This is a genomic window from Verminephrobacter eiseniae EF01-2, assembly GCF_000015565.1.
GTDB classification, from domain to species: Bacteria; Pseudomonadota; Gammaproteobacteria; order Burkholderiales; family Burkholderiaceae_C; genus Acidovorax; species Acidovorax eiseniae.
In genome coordinates this window covers 3,038,498-3,062,581 of the sequence record NC_008786.1, presented here as the reverse complement: position 1 = coordinate 3,062,581, position 24,084 = coordinate 3,038,498, and the positions used below count along the sequence as shown (strand labels likewise).

The window sequence follows — 24,084 nt, the reverse complement described above, 5'->3', positions numbered from 1 at the left end:
AAAGCACTGCCAACTGCGTGGCACTGGCGCCACTGAGCTTTTTGCAACGCGCTGCCGCAGTGCATCCCGACCGCAGTGCGGTGATCGATGGCGAACGCCAGTGGACCTGGGCGCAGACCTGCGCCCGCTGCCGCCGTCCTTCGAGCAGATCAGAACGCACCGGGTAACGCACTACTGCGGCGCGCCCATCGTGCACAGCATGCTGGCCGATGCGCCCAACCAGAGCGGCATCGCCCATCAGATCAGCAGCCTGCTCGCCGGTGCCGCCCCGCCGCTGACCGTCTTTGAGTGCATGGCAGACATCGGCGTCGCGCTGACCCACATGTATGGCCTGACCGAGACCTACGGCCCCGCCGTCGTCTGCACCCCACAGCCCGCATGGGACGCCTTGTCGCCCTACGCCCGCGTAGAGTGCAACAGCCGTCTCCAGGGAAAACCCGCGTGCATGCTTCGATCTCAACTGGTACAGTGGCACCACCAGTTGACCACTTGCACGAACAATCTCGAAAATATGGAACTCATCGATCGGATCCCTGGCGCGCATGGCCGCGTTGGCAAACGCACGGTCAAGGACCAGATCAGTGACAAGCTCGCCTACATGATTCATTCGGGACTATTGCGCGCCGGAGACGAGCTGCCATCAGAGCGTGCGCTTGCAACCACGTTGGAAGTTTCGAGAGAAACCGTGAGAGCCGCGATTGGCGTATTGCATGCTCGTCGAATGGTGGAGGTAAGCCAGGGAGCAAGAACCAAGGTAATTGGTGCCGGGTTGCTCCCCATGCATGAATCGGTCAGCACCCTGGGGAGCCTGAAGGAGCGCAGTTTTGAAGAAGTCGCCGAGGCCCGTGCGGCGGTTGAGTTGCAAGTGATACGGTTCGCGGCCCAGAGAATTACGGACAACGGCCTTGCCCGCCTATCGTCCTTGGTCAAAGAGCAAGAGCTAATGCTGAAAGACCCCGTTGGGTTTCAAATTTCAGACCGTGAATTTCATACCACACTCTACAAGAGCTGTGGAAACTCCCTGCTCGTAGATGTGGTTTCCGACTTCTATGACTATGCGCTCGAATACCGTCGCAGGGCTTTGCAACGTCCAGGCGCCATCAAGCACAGTGTGCAAGATCACAAAGAGATTGTCGATGCGCTGAAAACGCGCAATCCGGATGCGGCTGTGGCTGCGATGCGCGGGCATTTGGAACGGGTCCGGGAAACGACCATGAAAGAAATGGTGAACCGGGTATGAGCTGCGTCGATATCTTTGATGAGCGCGCGCTCTCGCTGGCGCCTGCCGGTGCGCAGTGGGAAAGACTGGCATCCGGCGCGATCTGGAGCGAGGGGCCGGTGTGGATGTTTGAGGATCAGAGTGTCCTTTGGAGCGACATCCCCAATAAGCGCATGTTGCGGTGGCACCCCACGGAGGGACAGTCCGTGTGGCGTGACCATGTCGAGTACGCCAATGGCCATTACCGTGAGGCCGATGGGGCGCTTCTGCATTGCTCGCATGATGGGAAAAGAGCGATCGACGGGGTAATGCGCAACGAGCTTTACATCTGTGCAAGTACTTCCTCGTACCGCATCCGCTTGAACACGCATGGAATTCAAACACCCTGAGGACTGCGCTGTGGCTCGAGATACCCTGTTATTGGTTGAAAAATGTTCGCACTGCTTTAGCTGGTACGATATCGAAAGCGGAGAGCGACTTCGTTCAGTGCAACTTCCTGATTTTCCACACGAATTTGTCACAGACCGTGCGGAACGGCATGCCTATGTCGGCCACTATGGCGTGGAGACATCCGGTCATGTGGGAAAGGGTGGTCATTCGCTCCTCCAGATCGATATACGCACGTCCGAACTGGTACGGTCCATAGACCTGTCTCCCTTCAATCGCATACACGGGTTGCAGATGGATCGGCAGGACAGGCTTTATGCATTGAGTGAAGAGAAGTCGACGCTGCTTGTGCTGGAACAGCCAGCCATGGATACCGCTCCGCGCAGAGCGGTTCCCTCCGGGGGCATCAAGAGTCATCTTTTTGCGCTGACGCAGGACGGCCAAACGGCGTTTTGCATGAACTTGCTGAGCCATACGGTAACCAAGGTCAGACCTTGGGATCCCTTGTTTGCGCCGGTAGTCTGTCATCCGGGGCAAAAGCCCGAGGGCTATTGCCTCAGTGCCGATGAGAAGACATTGTTTGTCAGCAACCGCTGGAGTAACACGCTCAGTGCCATCGATACGGACACCATGGAGATCCGCTACTCGACCTCCTCACGCGATGACGTCACCCGTATCTACAGATCTGCCGCTGGGCGTCTGTTCACGAGCAACTATGGCGATCGGAGCATTTCAGTCGTCGATCCCGAGACGCTCGACGAGACGGCATATCTGAAACTTGACGACAGGGCCATTGCCTTGGCGTTCCATCCATCCAAGGCATTGGCCTTTATCTCGCTCGACTCGGATCGTGTGGCGGTCTTGGACATCGACCGCCTGAAGATTCTGCGTTTCATCGAAACGCAGAAGGAACCTGACGTATCGAAGGTTGTGGTGCTCCGATGAGCAAGATCCTGGAGTTTCAAGCGCTGAACAAGCGATTTGGCGGCACCCACGCCGTGAACGACATCACATTCGACATACGTGCAGGGGAAGTCCTGGCATTACTGGGCGAGAACGGGGCAGGAAAATCCACGCTCATCAAATTGCTTGCCGGTATCTACCCATCAGACAGCGGTGAAATTCTGTTCGACGGACGCCCTCAATCCCGGTGGAGAAGCAACGACCGATCCAAACAACCCGTAGCTTTCATCCATCAGGATCTTGGGTTGGTAGAGTGGATGACCGTGACAGAGAATGTGGCCCTGGGGATGGGCTATGCCAAAAGGTTCGGTCTCATCGACTGGAAAGCAGCCGATAAGCGCGCACGGCGTGTGATGCAGCGTGTTGGATGCAACATCGATCCAGGTCGCCGGATTTTCTCGCTCACGCGTGCTGAAAAGTCATTGCTGGCGATTGGACGCGCACTTGAGGTGCAGGCACAAGTTCTGGTGTTGGATGAGCCCTCAGCCAGTCTGCCCATGGCTGACGTAGAGCGACTCTTCGGTGTACTGCGAGAACTGCGTCAACAGGGTATGGCCATGATCTATGTGTCGCACCGCCTGGACGAGGTGATGGCGATTTCGGACCGCGCGGCTGTGATGCGCGATGGCAAGTTGGTCGATGTCAAAGAGACGGCGAAAACCGATACCAGTGAGTTGGTCCGGCTGATTATAGGCAAGCCGCTATCCAAGACCGTTCGCAAGGCCCAGTCTGATGGTGCTGGTCCCGAAGTTCTTGAAATGGAAAATGCCGCAAGTGGCAATGCCGGGCCATTGAGCTTTTCCATTCGTCAAGGCGAGGTCGTTGGTTTGATCGGCTTGCGCGGAGCGGGTCATGAAGCCATCAGTCGTGCGATCTTTGGGCGCGAACCTCTGTCCGCCGGAAAGATGAAATTGTCCGGCAAGCAGGTAACTTTTCACACGAGCGCAGACGCAATTGAAGCGGGAATCGCATACGTAGCAAGCGAGCGCCTCGATGAGAACCTGATCCCTGCCATGAGTGTGTTGGAAAACCTCTTTCCCAATCCGACACTCACTGGCGCGAGGGGGTTGGCGTTTGATCGACGCAAACGTGAGGCGATCGACGCCATGCGCCTCATCGATCTTTTTGATGTGAACCCCCCTGCGCCTACGGCAGAGGTGCAGCAACTATCGGGCGGTAACCAGCAAAAAGTGGTTCTGGCCCGGTGGTTCAACCTGGACAAAGACCTGGTCGTCCTCGAAGAACCCACGGCCGGGGTGGATGTTGGTGCGAAGCGCCAGATTTACGAAATTCTTCGACAGCACGCCGACAGGGGTACTGCCATCGCCGTCGTATCGACCGACTTCGAGGAAGTCGCCACGGTATGTACGCGTGTGCTGGTATTTAGAAACGGTTTGATTGCCGCAGAACTCGAAGGTGACTCCATCACGGTGGAGAACTTATTGACCCTGGCTGCCGGTGGATTTTCGAAGATGGGGCAAGAGATTACAGAAATGGGGACAGAAAAATGACAACCTCAATTCAATCCACGGCGCTGGAGCCGGATCGCTCTTTGGATGGTGATGCAGCCACTTTGGTGCAGCGACTCACCCGCGCAATGCCTGTCTATGGCCTGGTTGTTTTGACCGTCTCGTTGGCGGCACTTTTTTCTGTGCTGTTGCCGGATACGTTCCCCACGCTTTTCAATCTGCGAGCAATCCTGGCTGACAAGTCAGTCATTGCAATCTTGGCCTTGGCTGCGACGATTCCCATGATCGCGGGAAAGATCGATCTCACCGTCGGCTACGGAATCGTGTTTTGGCACATCCTGGCAATTAGTTTGCAAACTGAATTTGGCATCCCCTGGCCGGTTGCCGTCGCGCTGGTCATCGCTTGCGCAGGGCTGTTTGGCATGCTGAACGGGCTGCTTGTGGAGATGGCCCAGATCGACTCTTTCATCGCGACGCTCGGGACCGGGACGGTGATCTATGCGGTAGCGATGTGGCACAGCGGTGGGCGCCAGGTGGTGGGTGAGTTGCCCGACGGTTTTGTCGAGATCGCCGGCGGCAATTTCCTCGGTTTGCCAATTGGCGCTTATTACGTACTGGTCGTGAGTGTCGTCATGTGGCTGGTGACAGAGTTCACCCCATCTGGACGGGCCCTGTATGTCATTGGCGCGAATCCCAAGGCGGCACAGCTCAACGGCATTGCCGTGCGCAAGCATGTGATGAGTGCGTTTGTCGCATCGGGCGCCCTGTCCGGTTTTGCTGGCGTATTGCTGGCATCACGATTGCAGATTGGACAGGCGAGCGTAGGACTGGAGTTTTTACTTCCCGCCCTGGTGGGCGCATTCCTGGGCTCCACAACGATTTGCCCTGGACGGGTCAATGTATGGGGAACCCTCGTAGGGGTTGCCATCCTGGCCATTGGCATTTCCGGTATTCAACAGTTTGGTGGTGCATTCTTTGTCGAACCTTTGTTCAACGGGTTGACCTTGCTGGTGTCGATTGGCATTGCCGGTTGGGCGCAGCAGCGCCGAAATCAGTCCATCAAACGACGCATTGCAGAACGTCAACTCAATGATGCGCCCCCCGGTTCCCCCTCCACCGCTGGGTAAGCGGTATCTGCATTCCCCCTCAAAGACTATTTTGGAGACAACATGAAGAGACTCAATGTTTGCCTTGGAACGATTGCAATGACACTGGCCACCGCTGGTTTTACCAGTCACGCCATGGCCGATGATTTCTTGGCTGCTGCCAGGAAGAAAGTCGAAGTCGCGACCATGTCCAAGAGCGGATGGGATGGTCCAACGACGGGTCCCAAGGCATCTTCTGGCAAGACAATCGTCTTTGTCGCCGCCGACTTGAAGAATGGAGGCATCTTGGGTGTTTCCAAAGGTGTGGAGGAAGCCGCTGCCGTCATTGGCTGGAATGTTCGGATTCTCGATGGCCAAGGTTCTGTCAGTGCACGCACGGCGGTATTGAATCAGGCACTCGCCTTGAAGCCCGATGGCATGGTCGTTGGGGGCTTTGACACCACTGAGCAAAAAGTGGCATTTCAGAATGCATCCAAAGCAGGTGTCCCGTTAGTGGGATGGCATTCGGGTGAAAAACCTGGTCCCAACGCAACGGCGGGTCTGTTTGCCAATGTGACAACGACAGCGGACGACGTATCTGAAGTCGCCGCACTGTATGCGGTGGCAGATTCGGGTGGCAAGGCAGGTGTCGTGGTATTTACCGACTCGCAATACGCAATTGCGGTCTACAAGGCGCGCGCGATGGAAGCCGTTATCAAAAAGTGCGCCGGGTGCACGGTTCTGAGCTTTGAAGACAGCCCTATCGCTGAAAGCTCCACGCGCATGCCTCAGTTGACCACCTCGTTGCTGCAGCGCTTTGGCGACAAATGGACACACTCACTGGCCATCAACGATCTGTACTTTGACTTCATGGGTAGCTCCCTGGCCACCGCAGGCAAAAAAGGGGATGCTGCTCCCAAAGCTATTTCTGCCGGTGACGGTTCTGAAGCCGCCTACCAGCGTATTCGCAGCAAGCGCTATCAAGCCGGTACGGTACCAGAGCCGCTCAACATGCAAGGTTGGCAGATCGTGGATGAATTGAACCGCGCTTTCAACAAAGCGAGCTGGTCAGGCTACATCCCCAAAGTGCACTTGGTGACGGCTGAAAACGTAGGCAAAGACGGTGGACCCAAGAACTTGTTCGACCCGGATAACGGCTATCGCAGCGCATACAAAAAAATCTGGGCGAAGTAATCCATGCGGGCTGCAACATACATGGTTGCAGCCCTGTCGGAATATCCATGATGAAATCTGATATGACAGCAACCTCTCTCAAGCCCGTAGTCACCGTGACACTGGGGGACCCCGCCGGTATTGGTCCTGAATTGGTGGCCAAACTCCTTTCCCGCGCCGACTTGCTGCACCTTGCCAACGTGGTGTTGGTGGGCGACAGATGGTTGTGGAAAGAAGGGCAGGCAATAGCGGGGCTCAAGGTTCAAACCGTGCCGGTGTCTGACTTTGCTGAAGTACGAGACCGGGATATGCTGTCGATTCCAGCATTTTTGGAAATGGACACGATACAGGCGTCGCAAGTGACGAGGTCCCAGCCAGGAGCCGCAGCTGGCGCCTCTGTGCTGTCCGTGCTGGACCGCTGCATGGACGCTGCCCTGGCAGGTCACATCGATGCGATCACCTTCGCGCCGCTGAACAAACACTCCATGAAACTTGGAGGACTCAAGCATGAGGACGAATTGCATCATTTTGCCCGGCACCTGTGCGTCAAGGGTTATTTTTGTGAATTCAACACATTGAATGATTTGTGGACTGCGCGAATTTCTTCGCATGTGCCCTTGAGGGATGTTCCCAAATATCTGGACAAGCAGCGCATCATTGACGCCACGTCGCTGATCTACCAATCATTGCAACGCAACGGCATTACCAGTCCGCGTGTCGCAGTCGCTGGACTCAACCCTCACAACGGTGATGGCGGAACATGTGGCCGGGAAGAAATTGACATCATCGCACCAGCTGTGACCGCTCTCGCGGACATGGGCATCCCTGTGCAAGGCCCTTTTCCAGCTGACACCATCTTCCTCAAAGCGCGTGATGGAGAACTGGATGCGATCGTGACGATGTACCACGACCAGGGCCAAATCGCCATCAAGCTGATGGGTTTCTCCCAGGGAGTAACGGTTCAAGGGGGTCTCCCGATTCCCATTACGACCCCCGCACACGGTACTGCTTTTGATATCGCCGGCAAGGGCCAGGCCAATGTAGAGGCCACAGCCAATGCTTTCAAGATCGCCTGTCGCATGGGCCTGGCCCGATTGCAAGGGCAAGTCGCGGCCTGAATCGCTTGAATCATTTCATCCACCCACCCGGTATTTCATCATGAAAATAAAATCTGTCCGCGCACGCATCCATGAATGGAAAGGCAAGACCGTTCCTCCTCAAGGAAATTTCTGCTCCAACGCCATGGATATGATCTTTGACAACAAAGCCAGCCCGCATGCAGCGGGCGCCGATACCATGAACACGTTCCGTTTCCATTGCTGGACGGTTGTGGAGGTGGAGACAGACGATGGCATCGTTGGACTGGGCAACGTGGCCCTGGCTCCGCGTATTGCCAAGGCCATCATCGATGAATACCTGACCCCACTGATCCTGGGGCAGGACCCATGGGACTACGAGTATCTGAATCAGCGCATGTACCGGGCCACTCAGGCTTGGGGGCGCAAGGGCGTAGGCATGGCAGCCATCTCCGCAATCGATATCGCCATTTGGGACATCCTGGGTAAATCCGTGAACAAGCCTGTCTTCAAGTTGTTGGGCGGCCGCACCAAAGAGAAAATCCCCTGCTACTACAGCAAGCTGTACCACACTGATTTGAAGGAGATGCAGGCAGAAGCCCAAAAGTTCAAGGACCAGGGATTCAAAGCCTTCAAAATGCGCTTTGGCTATGGCCCGGCCCATGGCCAGCGGGGTGTGGTTGAAAACCTGAAGTCTGTAGAGGCTGTCCGCGAAGTCATTGGGTATGACAACGACCTGATGCTGGAGTGCTATATGGGCTGGAATGTGGAGTATGCCAAGCGTATTCTGCCCAAACTGGAAAAGTACCAACCGCGCTGGCTGGAAGAGCCTGTCCTCGCCGACGACATCGATGGATACGCCGAGTTGAATCAGCTCACCAGCATCCCGATTTCCGGCGGTGAGCACGAGTTCAGTCTGTATGGGTTCAAGCAGTTGCTGGATCGCAAAGCCGTTTCAGTCGTGCAATACGACACGAACCGGGTGGGTGGCATCACGATGGCGCACAAGATCAATGCGCTTTGCGAAGCCTATAGTGTGCCGGTCATCCCGCACGCTGGACAAATGCACAACTACCACCTCACGATGAGCAGCTTGAATTGTCCCATCAGCGAGTACTTCCCGATTTTTGATGTCGAGATCGGGAACGAGCTGTTCTATTACATCTTTGATGGGGATCCTGCGGCTGAAAACGGCTTCCTGCAGCTCGATGACAACAAGCCCGGACTCGGTTTGACGTTGAAGACCGAGTACCTGGAGCACTTCACCATTACAGAGTAATGCAATGGGCAAATCATTGCCTCGTCTGTGCGCCCTGATGCTGGCGTCAGGGATAGCCAATGCAAACGACGTTTCACCCCACGAGGTCGGTGACGCTTTGTCTACCGAAGACGCACAGGCCATGCTGAGCAGATATGCCCGTCGCCCGCAGCAGCCTTGGCATGAACCAGATCCGGCAACGATCCCGGCAGGCCCGGATGGCGACGCCATTCGAGAGGGTATGAACCTGATGTTGCATACGTCGCAGCGCGTGGGTAACCGCGCGCCTGACGAGAGCAAACGCCTGAACTGGAATAGCTTGAACTGTGTCAACTGTCACCAGGCAGGACCGTCCGGTCTGCCTGGGACCAAAAAATTCGCTCTGGCACTCGTGAATGCCGTCAATGATTACCCGCGATTCGATACCAAGTCCGGAAAAATCATCTCGCTGGAGCAGCGTGCATTGGGCATGTTCGGTTCTGCACCGGTGAAAATGACGGCAGACAAACCGGAATTTCAGGCCATCATGGCCTACTTGCGATGGTTGGGCTCAGAGGCAAAACCAGGGCAGGCGATGGAGGGCGTGGGTTTGCTTCCCATGAAGCCGATCGCGCGGGCCGCAGATCCACTGCGTGGAAAGGTTCTTTACGCAAATAAATGCCAGAGTTGCCACGGTGCTGACGCAACCGGGCAACGCAGGCCTGACTTTGATTCCGGCGGGGGCTATCTATTCCCTCCATTGGCCGGGAACGATACCTATGACAACGCTGGGCACATGTTTGCCATTCCCCTATTGGCGCGTTACATACGAGCGTCCATGCCTTCTGGCACTCAGGCCGACAGGCCGCAGCTGACCCCTGCACAAGCGTTGGATATTGCCGCATATATCAACGACGACAGCACGCCACGCGGCCAAGACCCCCACCGCATCAGACTCTACCCCGATGCCGCGTTGCGGCCACAGGGTTTCGCCATACCGGAGCATTTCGTAAATCAGCCAAAGGCCTATCGGCGTGCCAAGTTCGGCCCATTCAGGAACGTCAATGAAAACTATTGAAGCGAAGATGATTTCCCATTCCATGCCCCGATACAGAGGCGTATATCCGGTCGTACCGACGACCTTCACAGAGTCAGGCGATCTGGATTTGGAGAGCCAAAAGCGGTGCGTCGACTTCATGGTCGATGCGGGGTCAACCGGACTCTGCATTCTTGCCAACTTTTCGGAGCAGTTCGTGCTTTCAGACGCCGAGAGGGAAGTCCTTACATCCACCATCTTGGAGCATGTGAAAGGGCGAGTTCCAGTCATCGTGACGACGACACACTTTGGTACGCAGGTTTGCGCACAGCGCAGCCGTCGTGCGCAAGATGCCGGTGCTGCGATGGTGATGGTAATGCCGCCGTATCATGGCGCCACGATCCGCGTGTCTGAAGATCAGATCTATGGGTTCTATGCACGCCTTTCCGACGCCATCGACATTCCCATCATGATCCAGGATGCCCCCGTCAGCGGTACGCAGTTATCGGCGGCATTCTTGGCGCGCATGGCCAAAGAGATTGAAAACGTTGCCTATTTCAAGATCGAGACTCCGGGTACCGCATCCAAGTTGCGTGAGTTGATCCGACTGGGGGGCGCGGCAATTGAGGGACCATGGGATGGAGAAGAGGCGATCACCCTTCTGCCTGATCTGCATGCAGGCGCCACAGGTGCGATGACAGGCGGTGCATTTCCGGATGGTATTCGTCAGATCATGGACGCCTGGACTGCCGGTGATGTCGAGGCAGCCACACAGGCGTACCAGCATTGGCTTCCTCTCATCAACTATGAGAACCGTCAGGGGGGTATTCTCACAGCCAAAGCCTTGATGAAAGCGGGGGGCGTCATTGCTTGCGAGGCTCCGCGCCATCCATTCCCGTCCATGCACCCAGAGGTCCGCCAAGGACTTTTGGAAACGGCCAAGCGCCTGGATCCCCTGGTGCTGCGCTGGGGCCGATAAATCTGAACATCGCTGCGTTTGGCCTGCCCGACGCTCTGCAACTACCGTGGGGTCATGTTGCTTTGCTGGCCCAGGCTCTGCGGGTGCAGCCAGCGGATCGACGGGTACATCGCCTTGAAAGATTGAGTTCTTGGCGTTCATGCGCCAGTTCGATCCACGGGCACCGGTTGCACGGCGCTATCGGTACTTTCCCTTGGATGTAGTGCGCTATTACCTGCGCGACGGGGCGCCAAGCGCAATATCCGGCACTTGGCAGATGACAAACCCGACGGGACACCCGTCACGGGCAACCCACGATGCAGGAGACAAAATGCGCACCATTCCGATCACCCCGGCGCCAGCCGCCGCGCGCTCATGCAGCGACGAAAACGGCGCCGTTCCCCGGCCCGATTTGCCGCTGGTGCGGCGCGAGTTCCTCAAAGGTTCCGGCATCCTCATGGGCACGATCGTCGCTGGCTCCGTGCTCGCTGCGCTGGCGCCTTCCACTGTCTGGGCGGTCGAGCTCAAGACACTGAGCCAAGCGCAAGGCGCAACCCTGATGTCGATGGCCCGCGTCCTGTATCCGCACAAGAAGCTGCCGGACGCCGTTTATGCGTTGCTGGCGAAAGACCTGGACGCCAAAGCCGCAGCCGATCCAGCCACCGCAGCCATGCTCGCGCAAGGCATCACGGCGCTCGACGAAGCCGGCTTCGCCAAGGCCGGCGCGGACCGCCGGCTGGCCATCGTCGAGTCCATGCAAGGCCAGCCGTTCTTCAATGCCGTGCGCGGCCAGTGCGTGACTTCCCTGTACGACAACGACATGGCCTTCGCCGTGTTCGGCTATCCGGGCTCCTCGTGGGAGAAAGGCGGCTACATCACACGCGGCTTCCAGGACCTGAAATGGCTTCCGGCGCCCAGCGCCGAGCAAAGCCCTGCGCCCTTCATGGGCTGACCAGACGGAAAGGGTGACCTCCATGGCCCAGTTCTCCAGCAGCGACGACAGCGTCGTCGTCATCATCGGCTCCGGCGCGGGCGGCGGCACACTTGCCAACGAGCTTGCGCACAAAGGCATCGGCGTCGTCGTGCTCGAAGCCGGCGCATTGCAGTCGAGCGCGACCTTCGTCAACGACGAATGGAAGTCCTTCACCCAGTTGGCCTGGCTGGACAATCGCACCACCTCGGGAACTTGGCGCGTGGCCAAGGACTTCCCGAACCTGCCGGCCTGGATCTGCAAGACCGTCGGCGGCACGACCACGCACTGGGCCGGCGCATCGTTGCGCTTGCAGGCGCATGAATTCAAAGCCAGAAGCCACTATGGCGCGATCGCCGGCGCCAACCTGATGGACTGGCCTGTGACGCTCCAGGAACTGGAGCCGTACTACGCCCGGGCCGAAGACAAAATGGGGGTGACCCGCACCAACGGCATTGCGGGTCTGCCGGGAAACAATAACTTCAAGGTGCTCAGCGCCGGCGCGGCCAAGCTGGGCTACAAGGATGTGCACACCGGCAACATGGCCATCAACAGCCAGCCGCGCGACGACCGGGGCCGCTGCATACAGATGGGCTTTTGTTTTCAGGGCTGCAAAAGCGGGGCCAAATGGTCCACGCTGTACACCGAACTGCCCAAGGCCGAAAAGACCGGCAACATGGAGTTGCGCCCCGAAAGCCATGCCACCCGCATCGAGCATGACGCTGCCGGCAAGGCCACGGGCGTGGTCTATGTCGACAAGAATGGGCATGAGCAGCGCCAGCGGGCCCGGCTGGTCTGCGTGGCCGGCAATGCCATCGAAACGCCGCGCCTGTTGCTGCTGTCGGCGTCGAACCTGTTTCCCGACGGCTTGGCCAATGGCTCGGGCCAGGTCGGGCGCAACTACATGCGCCACATGACGGGTTCGGTCTACGGCATGTTCAAAAATCCCGTGCACATGTACAAAGGCACGACCATGGCCGGCATCGTGCGCGACGAAGCGCGCCACGACCCCCGGCGCGGCTTTGTCGGGGGCTACGAGATCGAGACGCTGGCGCTGGGCGTTCCGTTCATGGCGGCATTCCTCGATCCGGGCGGCTGGGGCAAGGACTTCGCCCGTTTCATGGACAACTACACGCGCCTTGCCGGCATGTGGCTGGTCGGCGAGGACATGCCGCGTGAGAGCAACCGCGTGACGCTGCACGCCGACCTGAAGGACCAATGGGGCAGTCCCATCCCGAACGTGCATTTCGACGACCATGACAACGACATCGCGATGCGCAACCACGCATTCGGACAAGGCGAACGCATCTACCGGGCTGCCGGCGCCATCGAGACCTTCCGCACACCGCCGTATCCATCGACGCACAACATGGGCACCTGCCGCATGGGCGCATCGGCCAAGGACAGCGTCTGCAATGCCTACGGCCAGACCCACGACATTCCCAATCTGTTCATTTCCGACGGCAGTCAGTTCACCACCGGCGGCGCGGAGAATCCGACCCTGACCATCGTGACACTGGCCATTCGACAGGCCGATTACATCGCGCAGCAAATGGGCAGCCGCGCGATCTGAGGCCAATAGCTGAGGCCAACGCCGGCCGCGCCCGGGCGGGATACTTCAAAAAGGACGGAACATGTGTGGATTCTTTGTCAAGGCCGATCCGATCCAGTATGAGCAGCGGACACGCAGCGTGCGCCTGCACGGGGTGCTGACCAGCATCCGGCTGGAGAACATGGTCTGGGACATCCTGGCCGAAATCGCAGAGGCAGAAGGCCGCACCACCAATACGCTGATCGCCAAGTTTCACGACGAAATCCTGGCCAGCAGAGGCGAGGTGCCAAACTTCGCATCGTTCTTGCGCATCGCCTGCATGCGCTACCTTCGGCGCCTGAGCCTGCCAAAGCAGATAGCGCCGCCCCGGCCCACGCTGGTGTCGCTGATACCGGCGCCAGTGCGCAAGCATGCGGGCGGTGGCGCCATTGCCAACCAAGAACCTTTTCAGCCATGACATTCACCAGCGCATTCACCAGCGAAAAGCAGCCTGGCGTTGCCGATCGATCGGCCGCCGAAACCCGGGGCTTCGTGCTCAATCACACCATGCTGCGGGTCAAGGATCCGGCGGTCTCGCTGGACTTCTACACCCGCGTGCTGGGCATGCGCCTGCTGCGCAAGCTCGATTTCCCCGAAATGAAGTTCTCATTGTTCTTTTTGCATCGCGCGATCGACGGGCAGAGCATTCCCGAAGAGCCTGGCGCGCGCACCGCCTGGACTTTTTCCCAGCGGGGTCTGCTGGAACTGACCCACAACTGGGGAACGGAACTCGACCCCGACTGGCACTACCACGACGGCAACGCGCAACCCCAGGGCTTCGGCCACATCTGCTTTTCGGTTCCCGACCTCGACAGCGCCATTGCCTGGTTCGACAGCAACGGCGTGGCATATGTCAAACGGCCGGAGCAGGGAAAAATCAAGAACGTCGCTTTCATCAAGGACCCCGATGGCTACTGGATCGAGATTCTCGAACCGGGTCGTCTGCAGGCGCTGGGCATGACCCGTTGATCGTCGGGCGGGCGTGGCCGCCTTCTTCGGCAAGATGCGACGCGACGAAGCCCAGCAACTGTGTGAGCAAATCGTCCTGCGCCAGCAGCCGTGCGCGGGCGGCCTGGATGCAGGCGCTCCATTCGGCCAGGCGGTCATCGTCGGGCCATTGCAGCGGCGCGCTGGACAGTCCGTTCCAGCGGGCATGGAACTGCCGCAGCGAAAGCGGCGCCTGCAGCCAGTCGAGAAATGCCTGCAGCTTGGCATGGTGGGCGTCGTCATGCTGCGGGTAAATCTGCCAGACCAGGGCCTGCCCGGCCCACAGCGCCCGCACCAGTGAGTCTTCGCCGCGCACGGCGTTCAAGTCGCAGGCCCAGAGCATCTCGTCGAAGGCCGGTTGGGGGCAGGCTTGCAGGTTGGCAATGGCAAGCCGGCCGAGCCGGTGGCCCGGGCGCTGCGGGCCGTCCCGATCGGCCTGTGTCTGCGCCAGGGCGGCCTGTAGCGCTGCGCTGGCGCGGCCTGGCGTCACCAGCAACTGCGTTGGCCGCTGCCGCAACTGCGCCAGTAGCTCTGCCAGCGCCGGAGGCTCGTAGCAGAACAAGGACATCCAGCGCCGCCCGGCACCGGTGCCGCCCACATCGCCCACGTCGCCCACATCGCCCACGTCGCCTGCAGCAAAGGCTTTGCGCCACGCCATGCGGTCAAACGCCTGGCGCCGCTGCATCAGTTCCGGCTCGCGCAGCAGACCCCCGGTGGCCGGCGTAAAGCCGGGGTAGAAGAACCAGCGTGTCCAGCCCCGGGCCGGACCCGACGAAATCGGCGAGGGCAGCCGGTGGTTGCGCTCGACATAGCGCTGCGCCGACAGGTATTCCAAATTGATCCATACGGGCCTTTGGCCGCTGGCGCGGTATCGGTTGGCGCTGTACGCGATGAATTCAGGGGGTATTTCGCAACCGAAGGCTTCCAGCAGCACCTGCGGCGCTGGCTCGTCGGGGGTCGGGGGCGGGGCTTGCCAGGCGCGGACTTCGACGCCCGGGCAGCCGCCGGGCGCCATCCAGCGCAGCGCCGAGGCATCAGAAACCCACAGGCGCACGCGCTGGCCGCGCGCCGCCAACTGCGCCGCCAGACGCCAGCAGACGCCGATGTCGCCCAGGTTGTCGATCACGCGGCAAAACAAATCCCATTGCAGGGCAGGCAGGGCGGGCGGGACGATCGGTCGGGCGGTCATCGGGGTCGGATCGTACCCTGCACCTGCCCCACGGTGCGGCTAGTGTCGCGTCACCGATCAGATGTCGTAGGCTGCGCGCAGCCATCGGAGCGCAGCGCAAGGCGCATCGCGCAGCCCATACCGAGCTGTATTGGCAAGCGATGCAACGCCGCGATGCGCTTCGATGGCCAGCGCAGACCGACAGATGATCGGTGACGCGACACTGGACTATGATGGCGCGTTGCGCAGGCCCGCGCGCCGACAGCCTGAACCAACGCCATGAACTTGCCCATCCCCCGCAGACTGTGCAGCGCGCCGATCGGCCTGCTCGCGTCGACGGCCGCCATGCAAAAAATCCAACCTCGCGCCAACTCCGGCGCCGCACCGCAGGCCGCAGGTGCCGCCCGCGATGCGGTGGCCCGCATCGCGGCCTCATCGACCGGATGGGCCCTGCCGGCCTCATTGACCTCATTGGCCTCATTGACCCCACTGACGACCCCCTGATGACAATGCCCCGCCTACGCCCGCCATTGAACTCGCTGGCAATGACTTTGGTTGCCGTGCTGGCCGCAGCCGGCGTATCGGCGCAAGACGCCTACCCGAGCCGGACCGTGACCATGGTCGTGCCCACCGTCGCCGCCGGCACCACCGACCTGTCGGCCCGCATGCTGGCCCAGGCGTTGGCGCCGGTGCTGGGCCAGTCGGTGGTGGTGGACAACAGGGGCGGGGGCGGCGGCAGCATCGCCGCCACGGCCGTCAAGCGCGCGGCGCCCGATGGCTACACCTTGCTGATGCAGTATTCCGGCTACCATGTGATCACGCCGCTGATCACCCCGCAAAAACAGTGGGAACATGCGGACTTCCAGCCGGTGGCCAATGTGCTCTCCGCGCCGCAGATCATCGTGGTGCGCAGCAGCCTGCCGGTCAAGACGCTGGCCGATTTGATCGCCTACGCCAAGGCCAACCCCGGCAAACTCAACTACGCCTCTGCGGGCACCGGCTCGCTGCAGCATGTGACGGGCGTGATGCTCGAGCAGCATGCCGGCATCCAAATGGTCCATGTGCCCTACGGCAAGGGCACCGGCCCGGCGCTGCAAGACCTGCTCGGCGACCAGGTGGACCTGACTTTTGGCACCGCGCCGTCGTTCCTGCCCCATGCGGCCACCGGCAAGCTGCGCGTGCTGGCCGTGACCGGCAAGGAGCGCCTGCACAACCTGCCCGATGTGCCCACCACCGCCGAAGCCGGCTACCCCAAGGTGGACGCCACCTCGTGGTTTGCCGTGTTCGCACCGGCCGCAGTGCCGAAGCCCGTGATCGACAAGCTCAGCGCCGACATCCGCACCGTGGTGCAGAGCACGGCCTTCAGGCAAAAGGCGCTTGAGTATGGCGTCACTGCCGACTACCAAAACCCCCGGCAACTGGGCGACAAGGTCCAGGCCGACCTGGCCAGTTGGGCCCCTGTGGTCAAAACCCTGAAACTGGCAGCGCAGTGATGATGAAAATGCTTGGCCGGTGCATGATCTTCCTGCGCTGGCCGCCCTTTGTTTCGATAGCAAAAAAGGTGCTGCCGTGCATTCCGAAGAACTGCTGGCCCAGGTGGCTGCACTGCCTGCGTTGCCCGGGGTCTACCGCTATTTCGACAGCCAGGGCCTGCTGCTGTACGTGGGCAAGGCGCGACACCTCAAGCGCCGCGTAGCCAGCTACTTCACGAAGAACCATGGCGGCACGCGCATTGGCCACATGGTCTGCAAGATTGCGCGCCTGGAGACCACGGTGGTGCGCTCCGAGGCCGAGGCGCTGCTGCTGGAAAACAACCTGATCAAGACGCAAAACCCCAGGTTCAACATCCTGTTTCGGGACGACAAAAGCTACCCCTACCTGAAGATCACCGGCGCGCCCGCCAGCAGCGCGGGCCGCGATGCGCCGGGCCAGCGCTTTCCCCGCATCGCCTACTACCGCGGCGCGGTGGACAAGCAGCACCGCTACTTCGGCCCCTACCCCAGCGCCTGGGCGGTCAAGGAAAGCATCGAACTGCTGCAAAAGGTCTTTCGGCTGCGCACCTGCGAGGACACGGTGTTCGCCAACCGCACGCGGCCCTGCCTGCTCTACCAGATCAAGCGCTGCAGCGGCCCTTGCGTGAACCTGATTGCGCCCGAAGCCTACGCCGTCGATGTGCAGCATGCCCAGGCGCTGCTGAGCGGCCAGACGCAGGAACTGCTGCAGGCCATGGAGGCGCGCATGATGGCGTATTCCGGGCAACTGGCGTTCGAGCAGGCAGCCGAGGTGCGCAACCAGATGCAGGCGCTGTCGCGCGTGCTGCACCAGCAGTCGATAGAAAGTGCGCATGACAAGGACGTAGACATCCTGGCCGTGCGCGTGCAAGGCGGGCGCGCCTGCGTGAACCTGGCCATGGTGCGCGGCGGGCGCCACCTGGGCGACCGCCCTTACTTCCCGACCCATCTGGAAGACGCCGCCTTGTTCGAGCAAGAGACACGAGACGCCGAAGAAGCCCCGGCCACGCCCCCCCGCCCCGTCGAGGCGCTGGTGCTCGAAGCCTTTGTGGCCCAGCACTACATGGTCGTTGCGCCGCCCCCGGTGCTGGTGACCAGCACGCCGCTGGACAAGGCATTGCTCGAAGCGCTGTCCGGGCACCTCACCGCCGCGCAAGGCGGTGATCACGCCCCGGCCGCGCAAGGCGGTGATCCCCCCCCGGCCGCGTCAAGCGGCGGCCACCCCCTGCGCGGCACGGTCCACATCACCGCCGTGCACCAGCCGCGCGAGCAGCGCCGCGCCTGGCTGGAGATGGCGCAAAAAAATGCCGACCTGCAACTGGCCCGCCTGCTGGCGCAAGAAGGCTCGCAGCAGGCGCGCACGCGCGCCCTGGCCGAGGCGCTGGACCTGCCGCTGGCAGACCTGGACCCGCTGACCATCGAGTGCTTTGACATCTCGCACACGGCCGGCGAAGCCACCCAGGCTTCATGCGTGGTGTTCCACCACCACAAGATGCAAAGCAGCGAGTACCGCCGCTACAAGATCGATGGCATCACCGGCGGTGACGACTACGCCGCGATGCGCCAGGTGCTCACGCGCCGCTACGGCAAGCTGGCCGAGGCCGCGCACGAAGCCGGTGGCGTCGACTGTGCAGCCCGGCCCGCTGCGCCCGCGCAGGGCCAGGCGCGCCTGCCCGACCTGGTGCTGATCGACGGCGGCAAGGGCCAGGTCGGCGTGGCGCGCGAGGTGTTCACGGCCCTGGGCCTGGATCTGACGCGCATCGTGGGCGTGGAAAAGGGCGAAGGCCGCAAGGTGGGCCTGGAAGAACTGGTGTTTGCCGACGGGCGCGAGAAGGCCTCCCTGGGCAAGGACTCGGCGGCGCTAATGCTGGTGGCGCAAATCCGCGACGAAGCCCACCGTTTTGCGATCACCGGCATGCGCGCCGCGCGCGCCAGGGTGCGCACGGGCGGCGGCCAGCTCCAGGAGATTGCCGGCGTAGGCCCGAAGAAACGCGCCCGGCTGCTGCAACGCTTCGGTGGCGTGCGCGGCGTGGCATCGGCCAGCGTGGAGGACCTGATCACCGTCGACGGCATCTCGCGCGCGCTGGCCGAAGAGATCTACCGTGCATTGCGCTGAACCGCGCTGGCGCCGCAGCGCGCCATGACACAATCGCCGCCATGTTTTGGACGATTCCCACCGTGATGACCTGGACGCGCTTCGTCGCAATACCTTTGATCGTCGGGGTGTTCTACGCGCCACTGGAGCCGGCCACGCGCAACCTGATCGCCACCGTGCTGTTCGTGCTGTTTGCCGCCACCGACTGGCTCGACGGCTACCTGGCGCGCAAGTTGAACCAGGCCTCGTCGTTCGGCGCCTTCCTGGACCCGGTGGCCGACAAATTCCTGGTCTGCGCATCGCTGCTGGTGCTGGTGCAGTTGCAGCGCTGCGATGTGTTCGTGGCACTGATCATCATCGGGCGCGAGATCACGATCTCGGCGCTGCGCGAATGGATGGCGCAGATCGGCGCCAGCAAGAGCGTGGCCGTGCACATGCTCGGCAAGGTCAAGACCGTGGTGCAGATGCTGGCCATCCCCTTTTTGCTCTACCACGGGCGGCTGTTCGGCGTGATGGATACCGGGCTGTGGGGCCGCTGGCTGATCTGGGCCTCGGCCGTGCTCACGGTCTGGTCGATGGTGTACTACCTGCGCAAGGCGCTGCCCGAGATTCGGGCCCGGGCGCGCTGAGGGTATGCCAAGGCGCGCCCATTTTTCCGGCGCCGGCGCATGATCCGGATGCGCTGGCGGCCATGTTTTCAGGAGCACAGGAATGAGCAAACACCGCATTGCCGTCATTGCCGGAGACGGCATCGGCAAGGAAGTCATGCCCGAGGGCCTGCGCGTGCTCGACGCGGCGGCGCGCCGGTTCGGCATTGCGCTGCAGTTCGATCACTTCGACTTTGCCAGTTGGGACTACTACGAAAAGCACGGCCAGATGCTGCCCGACGACTGGAAGGAGCAGATCGGCGGCCACGAGGCCATCTACTTCGGCGCCGTGGGCTGGCCCGAAAAAATCGCCGACCATGTCTCGCTATGGGGCTCGCTGCTGCTGTTTCGGCGCGAGTTCGACCAGTACCTGAACCTGCGCCCCGCGCGCCTGATGCCGGGCATCATCGCCCCCGTGGTGCGGCGCGATGGCAGCGCCCGCCTGCCCGGTGAAATCGACATGGTCATCGTGCGCGAGAACACCGAGGGCGAATACTCCAGCATCGGCGGGCGCATGTACCAAGGCACGCCGCGCGAAATCGTGATGCAAGAGACCGTGATGTCGCGCCACGGCGTAGACCGGGTGCTCCAATTTGCCTTCGAACTGGCCCGCTCGCGCCCGAAAAAGCACCTGACCAGCGCCACCAAGTCCAACGGCATCGCGATCACCATGCCCTACTGGGACGAGCGCGTGGCCGAGATGGCCCGCTCCTTCCCCGAGGTGCGGCTGGACAAATTCCACATCGACATCCTCACGGCGCATTTCGTGCAGCGCCCCGACTACTTCGACGTGGTGGTGGCCAGCAACCTGTTTGGCGACATCCTGAGCGACCTGGGCCCGGCCTGCACCGGCACCATAGGCATAGCGCCCAGCGCCAACCTGAACCCCACACGCGCCATGCCATCGCTGTTCGAGCCGGTGCATGGCTCGGCCCCCGACATTGCCGGGCAGGGCATCGCCAACCCGATCGGCCAGATCTGGTGCGGCGCCATGATGCTCGACTTCCTGGGTTACCGCGCCGCGCATGACGCCGTGCTGGCGGCCGTGGAGTCGGTGCTGGAGCCCGGCAACGGCGCTCCGCGCACCCCTGACCTGGGCGGCACCGCCGGCACGCAAGATGTCGGCCGGGCCATCGCGGCGGCGCTTGCGGCCGTTTGACGTTTGACGTTTGAGCATGACCGGGGCTGGTGTGTCAATATACATGTGTTGCTGGTATGGCAGGTTTGCGACAGAATGCGCGGCAAGCCGGTGTCACAACTGTGACACCGTGAAACACGATTAGAATCGACCGCTATCAATCCCGTATTGACACCCCGAAACCCGATGGCTTTAATCCTGATGCAGCAGCCGCTGCCATGTGCGCCCACCCTTTTTTTCCCCGCCTGCCCTCCGCCAGCCCTCCCGGTCGTGCTGTCATACATGTGAAGACCAGATGCCGCTGAGGGCATTCCATCAACTCTTTTCCGAGAGGCTTTTTGTGAACAAAACCGAACTGATCGAGTACATCTCTGACAACGCCGACATCTCCAAAGCAGCCGCTGCGCGCGCGCTGGAATCCACGATCGAGGCGGTCAAAAAGACTCTGAAAAAAGGCGGAACCGTCTCGCTCGTCGGTTTCGGCACCTTTGCCGTTGGCAAACGCGCCGCCCGCACGGGTCGCAACCCCCGCACCGGCTCGGCGATTAAAATCAAGGCCGCCAAAGTGCCGAAGTTCCGCCCCGGCAAGGCATTGAAAGATGCGTTGAACTAACGGGCCGCTCACTGCGGGTCCAAGCCCCTCGAACAGGGTCCTTAGCTCAGTCGGTAGAGCGGCTCCTTTACACGGAGCAGGTCGGCGGTTCGAGACCGTCAGGACCCACCACCATCGAACACCGTCAAACCCCAAGGCGAACCCAGGTTCGCCTTTCGTTTTTCCGAACGCAGCCTCGCCCTGCGTTTTTCCGAGTGCAGGTTCGCCCCTGCCCCTGAAAGATCCACCATGTTTGAAACCATCCGCAAGCACTCCAAGATCGTGATGATCTTCTTGTTCTTGCTGATCATTCCGGCTTTTGTGCTGGTCGGCACCGACCGCAACTACTTCTCCGAAGCCAGCCCCGTGGTCGCGCGGGTCGATGGCCACGACATCAGCCAGGCCGACTGGGACAGGGCCCACCGCCAGGAGAGCGACCGCATCCGCGCACAGTCGCCCACGGTCGACGCCCGGCTGCTGGACTCCCCCCTGGCGCGCTACGCCACGCTGGAGCGCCTGGTGCGCGAGCGCGTGCTCGATGCTGCAGCGCAGCAGATGCGCCTGGTGACCAGCGACGCGCGCCTGATCCGCAGCCTGCAGGAAACCCCCGCGATTGCAGCGCTCAAGCGGGCCGACGGAACGCTCGATGCCGATGCCTACCGCGCATTGCTGGTCGGCCAGGGCGTCACCCCCGAAGTCTTTGAAGCCAACCTGCGCCGCAACATCGCGGCGGACCAGGTACTCGATGCCGTGCTCAGCACGGCCTTGGTCGCCAACGCCCAGGCTCGACTGGCGCTGGACGCGCTGTACGAGCGGCGCGACATACAGGTGGCCCGCTTCGACGCCCCGGACTTTGCCGGTCGGGTCTTGCCCACGGATGCCGACCTGCAAAGCTACTACGACGCGCATCCCGCACAGTTCCGGCAGCCCGAACAGGCAACGGTGGAATATCTGGTATTGGACCTGGACAGCGTGCGCGCCACCATCACCGTGCCCGAAGACGAACTGCGCAGCTACTACGACAGCGACTACCTGCCACGGATCATGGCCAAGCAAGAGCGGCGCGCCAGCCACATCCTGATCAGCGTCGCCAAGGATGCCCCGGCGGCAGAGCGCGAAAAAGCCAAGGCCCGCGCCACCGAGCTACTGGCCCAACTGCGCAAGACACCGGCAGACTTTGCCCCACTGGCCAAGCAATCGTCAGACGACAAAGGCTCCGCCGCCGCCGGAGGCGATCTGAACTTCTTCGCCCGTGGCGCGATGACCAAGCCGTTCGAAGAAGCCGTCTTCGCGCTGAAGAAAGGCCAGATCAGCGATGTGGTGGAAACCGAATTCGGCTACCACATCATCGAACTGACCGACATCAAGACCCCGCCCCAGCCCGGTTTCGAGGAGGCGCGGGCGGTCATCGCCGCCGAGTTGGGGCAGCAGCGGGCGCAGCGCCAATTTGCCGAAATGGCCGAATCCTTCAGCAACGCGGTGTACGAGCAGGCCGACAGCCTGCTGCCCGTGGCCGACAAGCTCAAACTCAAGCTGCAAAGCGCCACCAATGTCAGCCGCACCCCGGCGCCCGGCGCCAAGGGCGCATTGGCCAGCAGCAAATTCCTGCAGGCGCTGTTCGCGCCGGATACGCTGCAAAACAAACGCAACACCGAAGCCGTGGAAATAGGCCCTCAGCAAATGGCCGCCGGCCGCGTGACCAGCTACACCCCTGCCAGCACCCTGCCATTGGCGCAGGTGCGCGAACGCGTGCGCAGCCTGTATGTGGCGGAAAAATCGGCAGCACTGGCGCAGCAGGAAGGCCAGGCCAAACTGAGCGCCTGGAAAGCCGACCCCGCCACGGCCACAGGGCTGGCGGCCGCCACCGAAATCGCGCGCGGGCAGGGCCAAAACCTGCCGCGCCCGGTGATCGATGCGGCCCTGCGCACGCCCGCTGACGCGCTGCCCGCATGGACGGGCGTCGACCTGGGGGCTGCTGGCTACGCGGTGGTCAAGATCAACCGCGTGCTCGCGCGCCAGGCGCCCGATGCGCAGCGCGCGCAACAGGAGCAGCAGCAGTACGCGCAGTGGCTGGCGCGGGCCGAGGTCCTGGCCTACTACGAACTGCTCAAGCAGCGCCTGAAGGTCCGGATCCAGGCGCCACGCCCGCAAGTCGCGGCGCCAGAGATCGCAGAAAATTGACGCCGGCCGGCTGCCGCCGGGTCCCTCCAATGGACGGCAACGGGCGGCGATCGATGGCGCTGGCCCCGAAGGGGCCAAATCACCGGCTACAATGCGCGGCTACGGTGGCTGTAGCTCAGTTGGTAGAGTCCAGGATTGTGATTCCTGTCGTCGTGGGTTCGAGTCCCATCAGCCACCCCAAGAAATGCTAGTAAAAACAAGGACCTTCGGGTCCTTGTTTCGTTTCAGGGGCACGTCAGGGGCGATTCCAATCCTCCCCAGCGTCCGACTGCCGGCTTGGCCTCCAGCTACCGTCCAACTTTCTGGACCTTGGTTCGCTCTTGGTACCAGGCCTGCTTCCGACAGTCTTCGTCTCTGTAACGTAAATCGAAGCGGCGCGATTCATGGATCACCTGACGCCAGGTCCGGCAGCCATACTTCTCCGGCGTCTGATCCGGGTATTGGGCGCTGATCCAATCCGCAGCGGCATCGACTGAAGCCCAGCCATCGACGGCAAGCGCAAAAATTGCTTCGCGCAGCGCGCTGACGCAGCCTGCCGCCCCCAATCCACGATTCCGTCTGGCGCAATTCCGTTAGAGCATATTTGACTTAAAACCAAACA

General features: G+C 61.4%; 24 protein-coding genes and 2 tRNA genes. 23 read left to right on the top strand and 3 right to left on the bottom strand.

Annotation, left to right across the window (positions count from 1 at the left end):
- The first annotated feature begins 100 nt into the window (after nt 1-100).
- The 14 genes from VEIS_RS24805 to gloA all read left to right on the top strand — a co-directional run bounded on the left by VEIS_RS24805 (nt 101) and on the right by gloA (nt 14,133).
- Nucleotides 101-1,240: a FadR/GntR family transcriptional regulator gene (locus tag VEIS_RS24805; RefSeq protein WP_011810456.1), complete on the top strand. Its 1,140-nt coding sequence runs from the start codon at nt 101-103 to the stop codon at nt 1,238-1,240.
- Entirely contained in the window at nt 1,237-1,608 is a 372-nt protein-coding gene (locus VEIS_RS13225; protein ID WP_011810455.1) for an SMP-30/gluconolactonase/LRE family protein, read from the top strand. Before VEIS_RS24805 ends, VEIS_RS13225 begins: the two co-directional genes overlap by 4 nt.
- Entirely contained in the window at nt 1,589-2,551 is a 963-nt protein-coding gene (locus VEIS_RS13220; RefSeq protein WP_198137860.1) for a YncE family protein, read from the top strand. The genes VEIS_RS13225 and VEIS_RS13220 overlap by 20 nt, the downstream gene beginning before the upstream one ends.
- Nucleotides 2,548-4,080, top strand: coding sequence for a sugar ABC transporter ATP-binding protein (locus VEIS_RS13215; RefSeq protein WP_011810453.1), 1,533 nt, complete (start codon nt 2,548-2,550; stop codon nt 4,078-4,080). The genes VEIS_RS13220 and VEIS_RS13215 overlap by 4 nt, the downstream gene beginning before the upstream one ends.
- Nucleotides 4,077-5,165: an ABC transporter permease gene (locus VEIS_RS13210; protein WP_011810452.1), complete on the top strand. Its 1,089-nt coding sequence runs from the start codon at nt 4,077-4,079 to the stop codon at nt 5,163-5,165. The genes VEIS_RS13215 and VEIS_RS13210 overlap by 4 nt, the downstream gene beginning before the upstream one ends.
- A gap of 78 nt (nt 5,166-5,243) precedes the next feature.
- On the top strand, nt 5,244-6,317 hold the full coding sequence (locus tag VEIS_RS13205; protein WP_232287942.1) for an ABC transporter substrate-binding protein: 1,074 nt from the start codon (nt 5,244-5,246) through the stop codon (nt 6,315-6,317).
- A gap of 50 nt (nt 6,318-6,367) precedes the next feature.
- Nucleotides 6,368-7,414 carry a 4-hydroxythreonine-4-phosphate dehydrogenase PdxA gene (locus VEIS_RS13200; protein ID WP_407831842.1) on the top strand — a complete coding sequence of 349 codons (1,047 nt, stop codon included), beginning with the start codon at nt 6,368-6,370 and terminating at the stop codon, nt 7,412-7,414.
- 40 nt (nt 7,415-7,454) lie between these two features.
- Entirely contained in the window at nt 7,455-8,651 is a 1,197-nt protein-coding gene (locus tag VEIS_RS13195) for an L-rhamnonate dehydratase (RefSeq protein ID WP_011810449.1), read from the top strand.
- Nucleotides 8,652-8,655: 4 nt separating this feature from the next.
- Nucleotides 8,656-9,687 (top strand): c-type cytochrome, encoded by a 1,032-nt coding sequence (locus VEIS_RS13190; RefSeq protein WP_011810448.1) that lies wholly within the window; start codon nt 8,656-8,658, stop codon nt 9,685-9,687.
- Nucleotides 9,674-10,624, top strand: coding sequence for a dihydrodipicolinate synthase family protein (locus VEIS_RS13185; RefSeq protein ID WP_011810447.1), 951 nt, complete (start codon nt 9,674-9,676; stop codon nt 10,622-10,624). Before VEIS_RS13190 ends, VEIS_RS13185 begins: the two co-directional genes overlap by 14 nt.
- 310 nt (nt 10,625-10,934) lie before the next feature.
- Nucleotides 10,935-11,555 (top strand): hypothetical protein, encoded by a 621-nt coding sequence (locus tag VEIS_RS13180; RefSeq protein WP_011810446.1) that lies wholly within the window; start codon nt 10,935-10,937, stop codon nt 11,553-11,555.
- Nucleotides 11,556-11,577: 22 nt separating this feature from the next.
- Complete coding sequence (locus VEIS_RS13175) at nt 11,578-13,146, top strand: GMC family oxidoreductase (RefSeq protein ID WP_011810445.1); 1,569 nt, start codon at nt 11,578-11,580, stop codon at nt 13,144-13,146.
- Nucleotides 13,147-13,207: 61 nt separating this feature from the next.
- Nucleotides 13,208-13,582, top strand: coding sequence for a ribbon-helix-helix domain-containing protein (locus tag VEIS_RS13170; protein ID WP_011810444.1), 375 nt, complete (start codon nt 13,208-13,210; stop codon nt 13,580-13,582).
- Nucleotides 13,579-14,133, top strand: coding sequence for a lactoylglutathione lyase (gene gloA, locus VEIS_RS13165; RefSeq protein ID WP_011810443.1), 555 nt, complete (start codon nt 13,579-13,581; stop codon nt 14,131-14,133). Before VEIS_RS13170 ends, gloA begins: the two co-directional genes overlap by 4 nt.
- On the opposite strand, the gene earP is transcribed toward gloA, so the two are convergent.
- On the bottom strand, nt 14,060-15,340 hold the full coding sequence (earP, locus tag VEIS_RS13160) for an elongation factor P maturation arginine rhamnosyltransferase EarP (protein ID WP_011810442.1): 1,281 nt from the start codon (nt 15,338-15,340) through the stop codon (nt 14,060-14,062). The two genes, gloA and earP, sit on opposite strands and share 74 nt — an antisense overlap.
- 50 nt (nt 15,341-15,390) lie before the next feature.
- Nucleotides 15,391-15,543, bottom strand: a complete 153-nt coding sequence (locus tag VEIS_RS26285) for a hypothetical protein (protein WP_157048417.1) — start codon at nt 15,541-15,543, stop codon at nt 15,391-15,393.
- Nucleotides 15,544-15,598: 55 nt separating this feature from the next.
- Between VEIS_RS26285 and VEIS_RS28745 the strand changes: the two genes are divergently transcribed.
- The 9 genes from VEIS_RS28745 to VEIS_RS13115 all read left to right on the top strand — a co-directional run bounded on the left by VEIS_RS28745 (nt 15,599) and on the right by VEIS_RS13115 (nt 23,663).
- Nucleotides 15,599-15,823 carry a hypothetical protein gene (locus tag VEIS_RS28745; RefSeq protein ID WP_041950024.1) on the top strand — a complete coding sequence of 75 codons (225 nt, stop codon included), beginning with the start codon at nt 15,599-15,601 and terminating at the stop codon, nt 15,821-15,823.
- Nucleotides 15,824-15,864: 41 nt separating this feature from the next.
- Nucleotides 15,865-16,812, top strand: coding sequence for a Bug family tripartite tricarboxylate transporter substrate binding protein (locus VEIS_RS13150; RefSeq protein WP_232287683.1), 948 nt, complete (start codon nt 15,865-15,867; stop codon nt 16,810-16,812).
- Between the two features lie 76 nt (nt 16,813-16,888).
- Nucleotides 16,889-18,946 carry an excinuclease ABC subunit UvrC gene (locus VEIS_RS13145; RefSeq protein WP_011810440.1) on the top strand — a complete coding sequence of 686 codons (2,058 nt, stop codon included), beginning with the start codon at nt 16,889-16,891 and terminating at the stop codon, nt 18,944-18,946.
- Between the two features lie 41 nt (nt 18,947-18,987).
- On the top strand, nt 18,988-19,554 hold the full coding sequence (pgsA, locus tag VEIS_RS13140; protein WP_011810439.1) for a CDP-diacylglycerol--glycerol-3-phosphate 3-phosphatidyltransferase: 567 nt from the start codon (nt 18,988-18,990) through the stop codon (nt 19,552-19,554).
- An 82-nt stretch (nt 19,555-19,636) separates the two neighbouring features.
- Nucleotides 19,637-20,731, top strand: coding sequence for a tartrate dehydrogenase (locus VEIS_RS13135; RefSeq protein ID WP_011810438.1), 1,095 nt, complete (start codon nt 19,637-19,639; stop codon nt 20,729-20,731).
- A gap of 319 nt (nt 20,732-21,050) precedes the next feature.
- Nucleotides 21,051-21,323, top strand: a complete 273-nt coding sequence (locus tag VEIS_RS13130; RefSeq protein ID WP_041950023.1) for an HU family DNA-binding protein — start codon at nt 21,051-21,053, stop codon at nt 21,321-21,323.
- Nucleotides 21,324-21,358: 35 nt separating this feature from the next.
- Nucleotides 21,359-21,434, top strand: a tRNA-Val gene (locus VEIS_RS13125).
- 117 nt (nt 21,435-21,551) lie between these two features.
- Nucleotides 21,552-23,483, top strand: coding sequence for a SurA N-terminal domain-containing protein (locus VEIS_RS13120; protein WP_011810436.1), 1,932 nt, complete (start codon nt 21,552-21,554; stop codon nt 23,481-23,483).
- A gap of 104 nt (nt 23,484-23,587) precedes the next feature.
- Nucleotides 23,588-23,663, top strand: a tRNA-His gene (locus VEIS_RS13115).
- A 107-nt stretch (nt 23,664-23,770) separates the two neighbouring features.
- Here the strand turns inward: VEIS_RS13115 and VEIS_RS31615 are convergent.
- Nucleotides 23,771-24,028: an OST-HTH/LOTUS domain-containing protein gene (locus VEIS_RS31615; RefSeq protein ID WP_011810435.1), complete on the bottom strand. Its 258-nt coding sequence runs from the start codon at nt 24,026-24,028 to the stop codon at nt 23,771-23,773.
- Nucleotides 24,029-24,084: the final 56 nt, after the last annotated feature.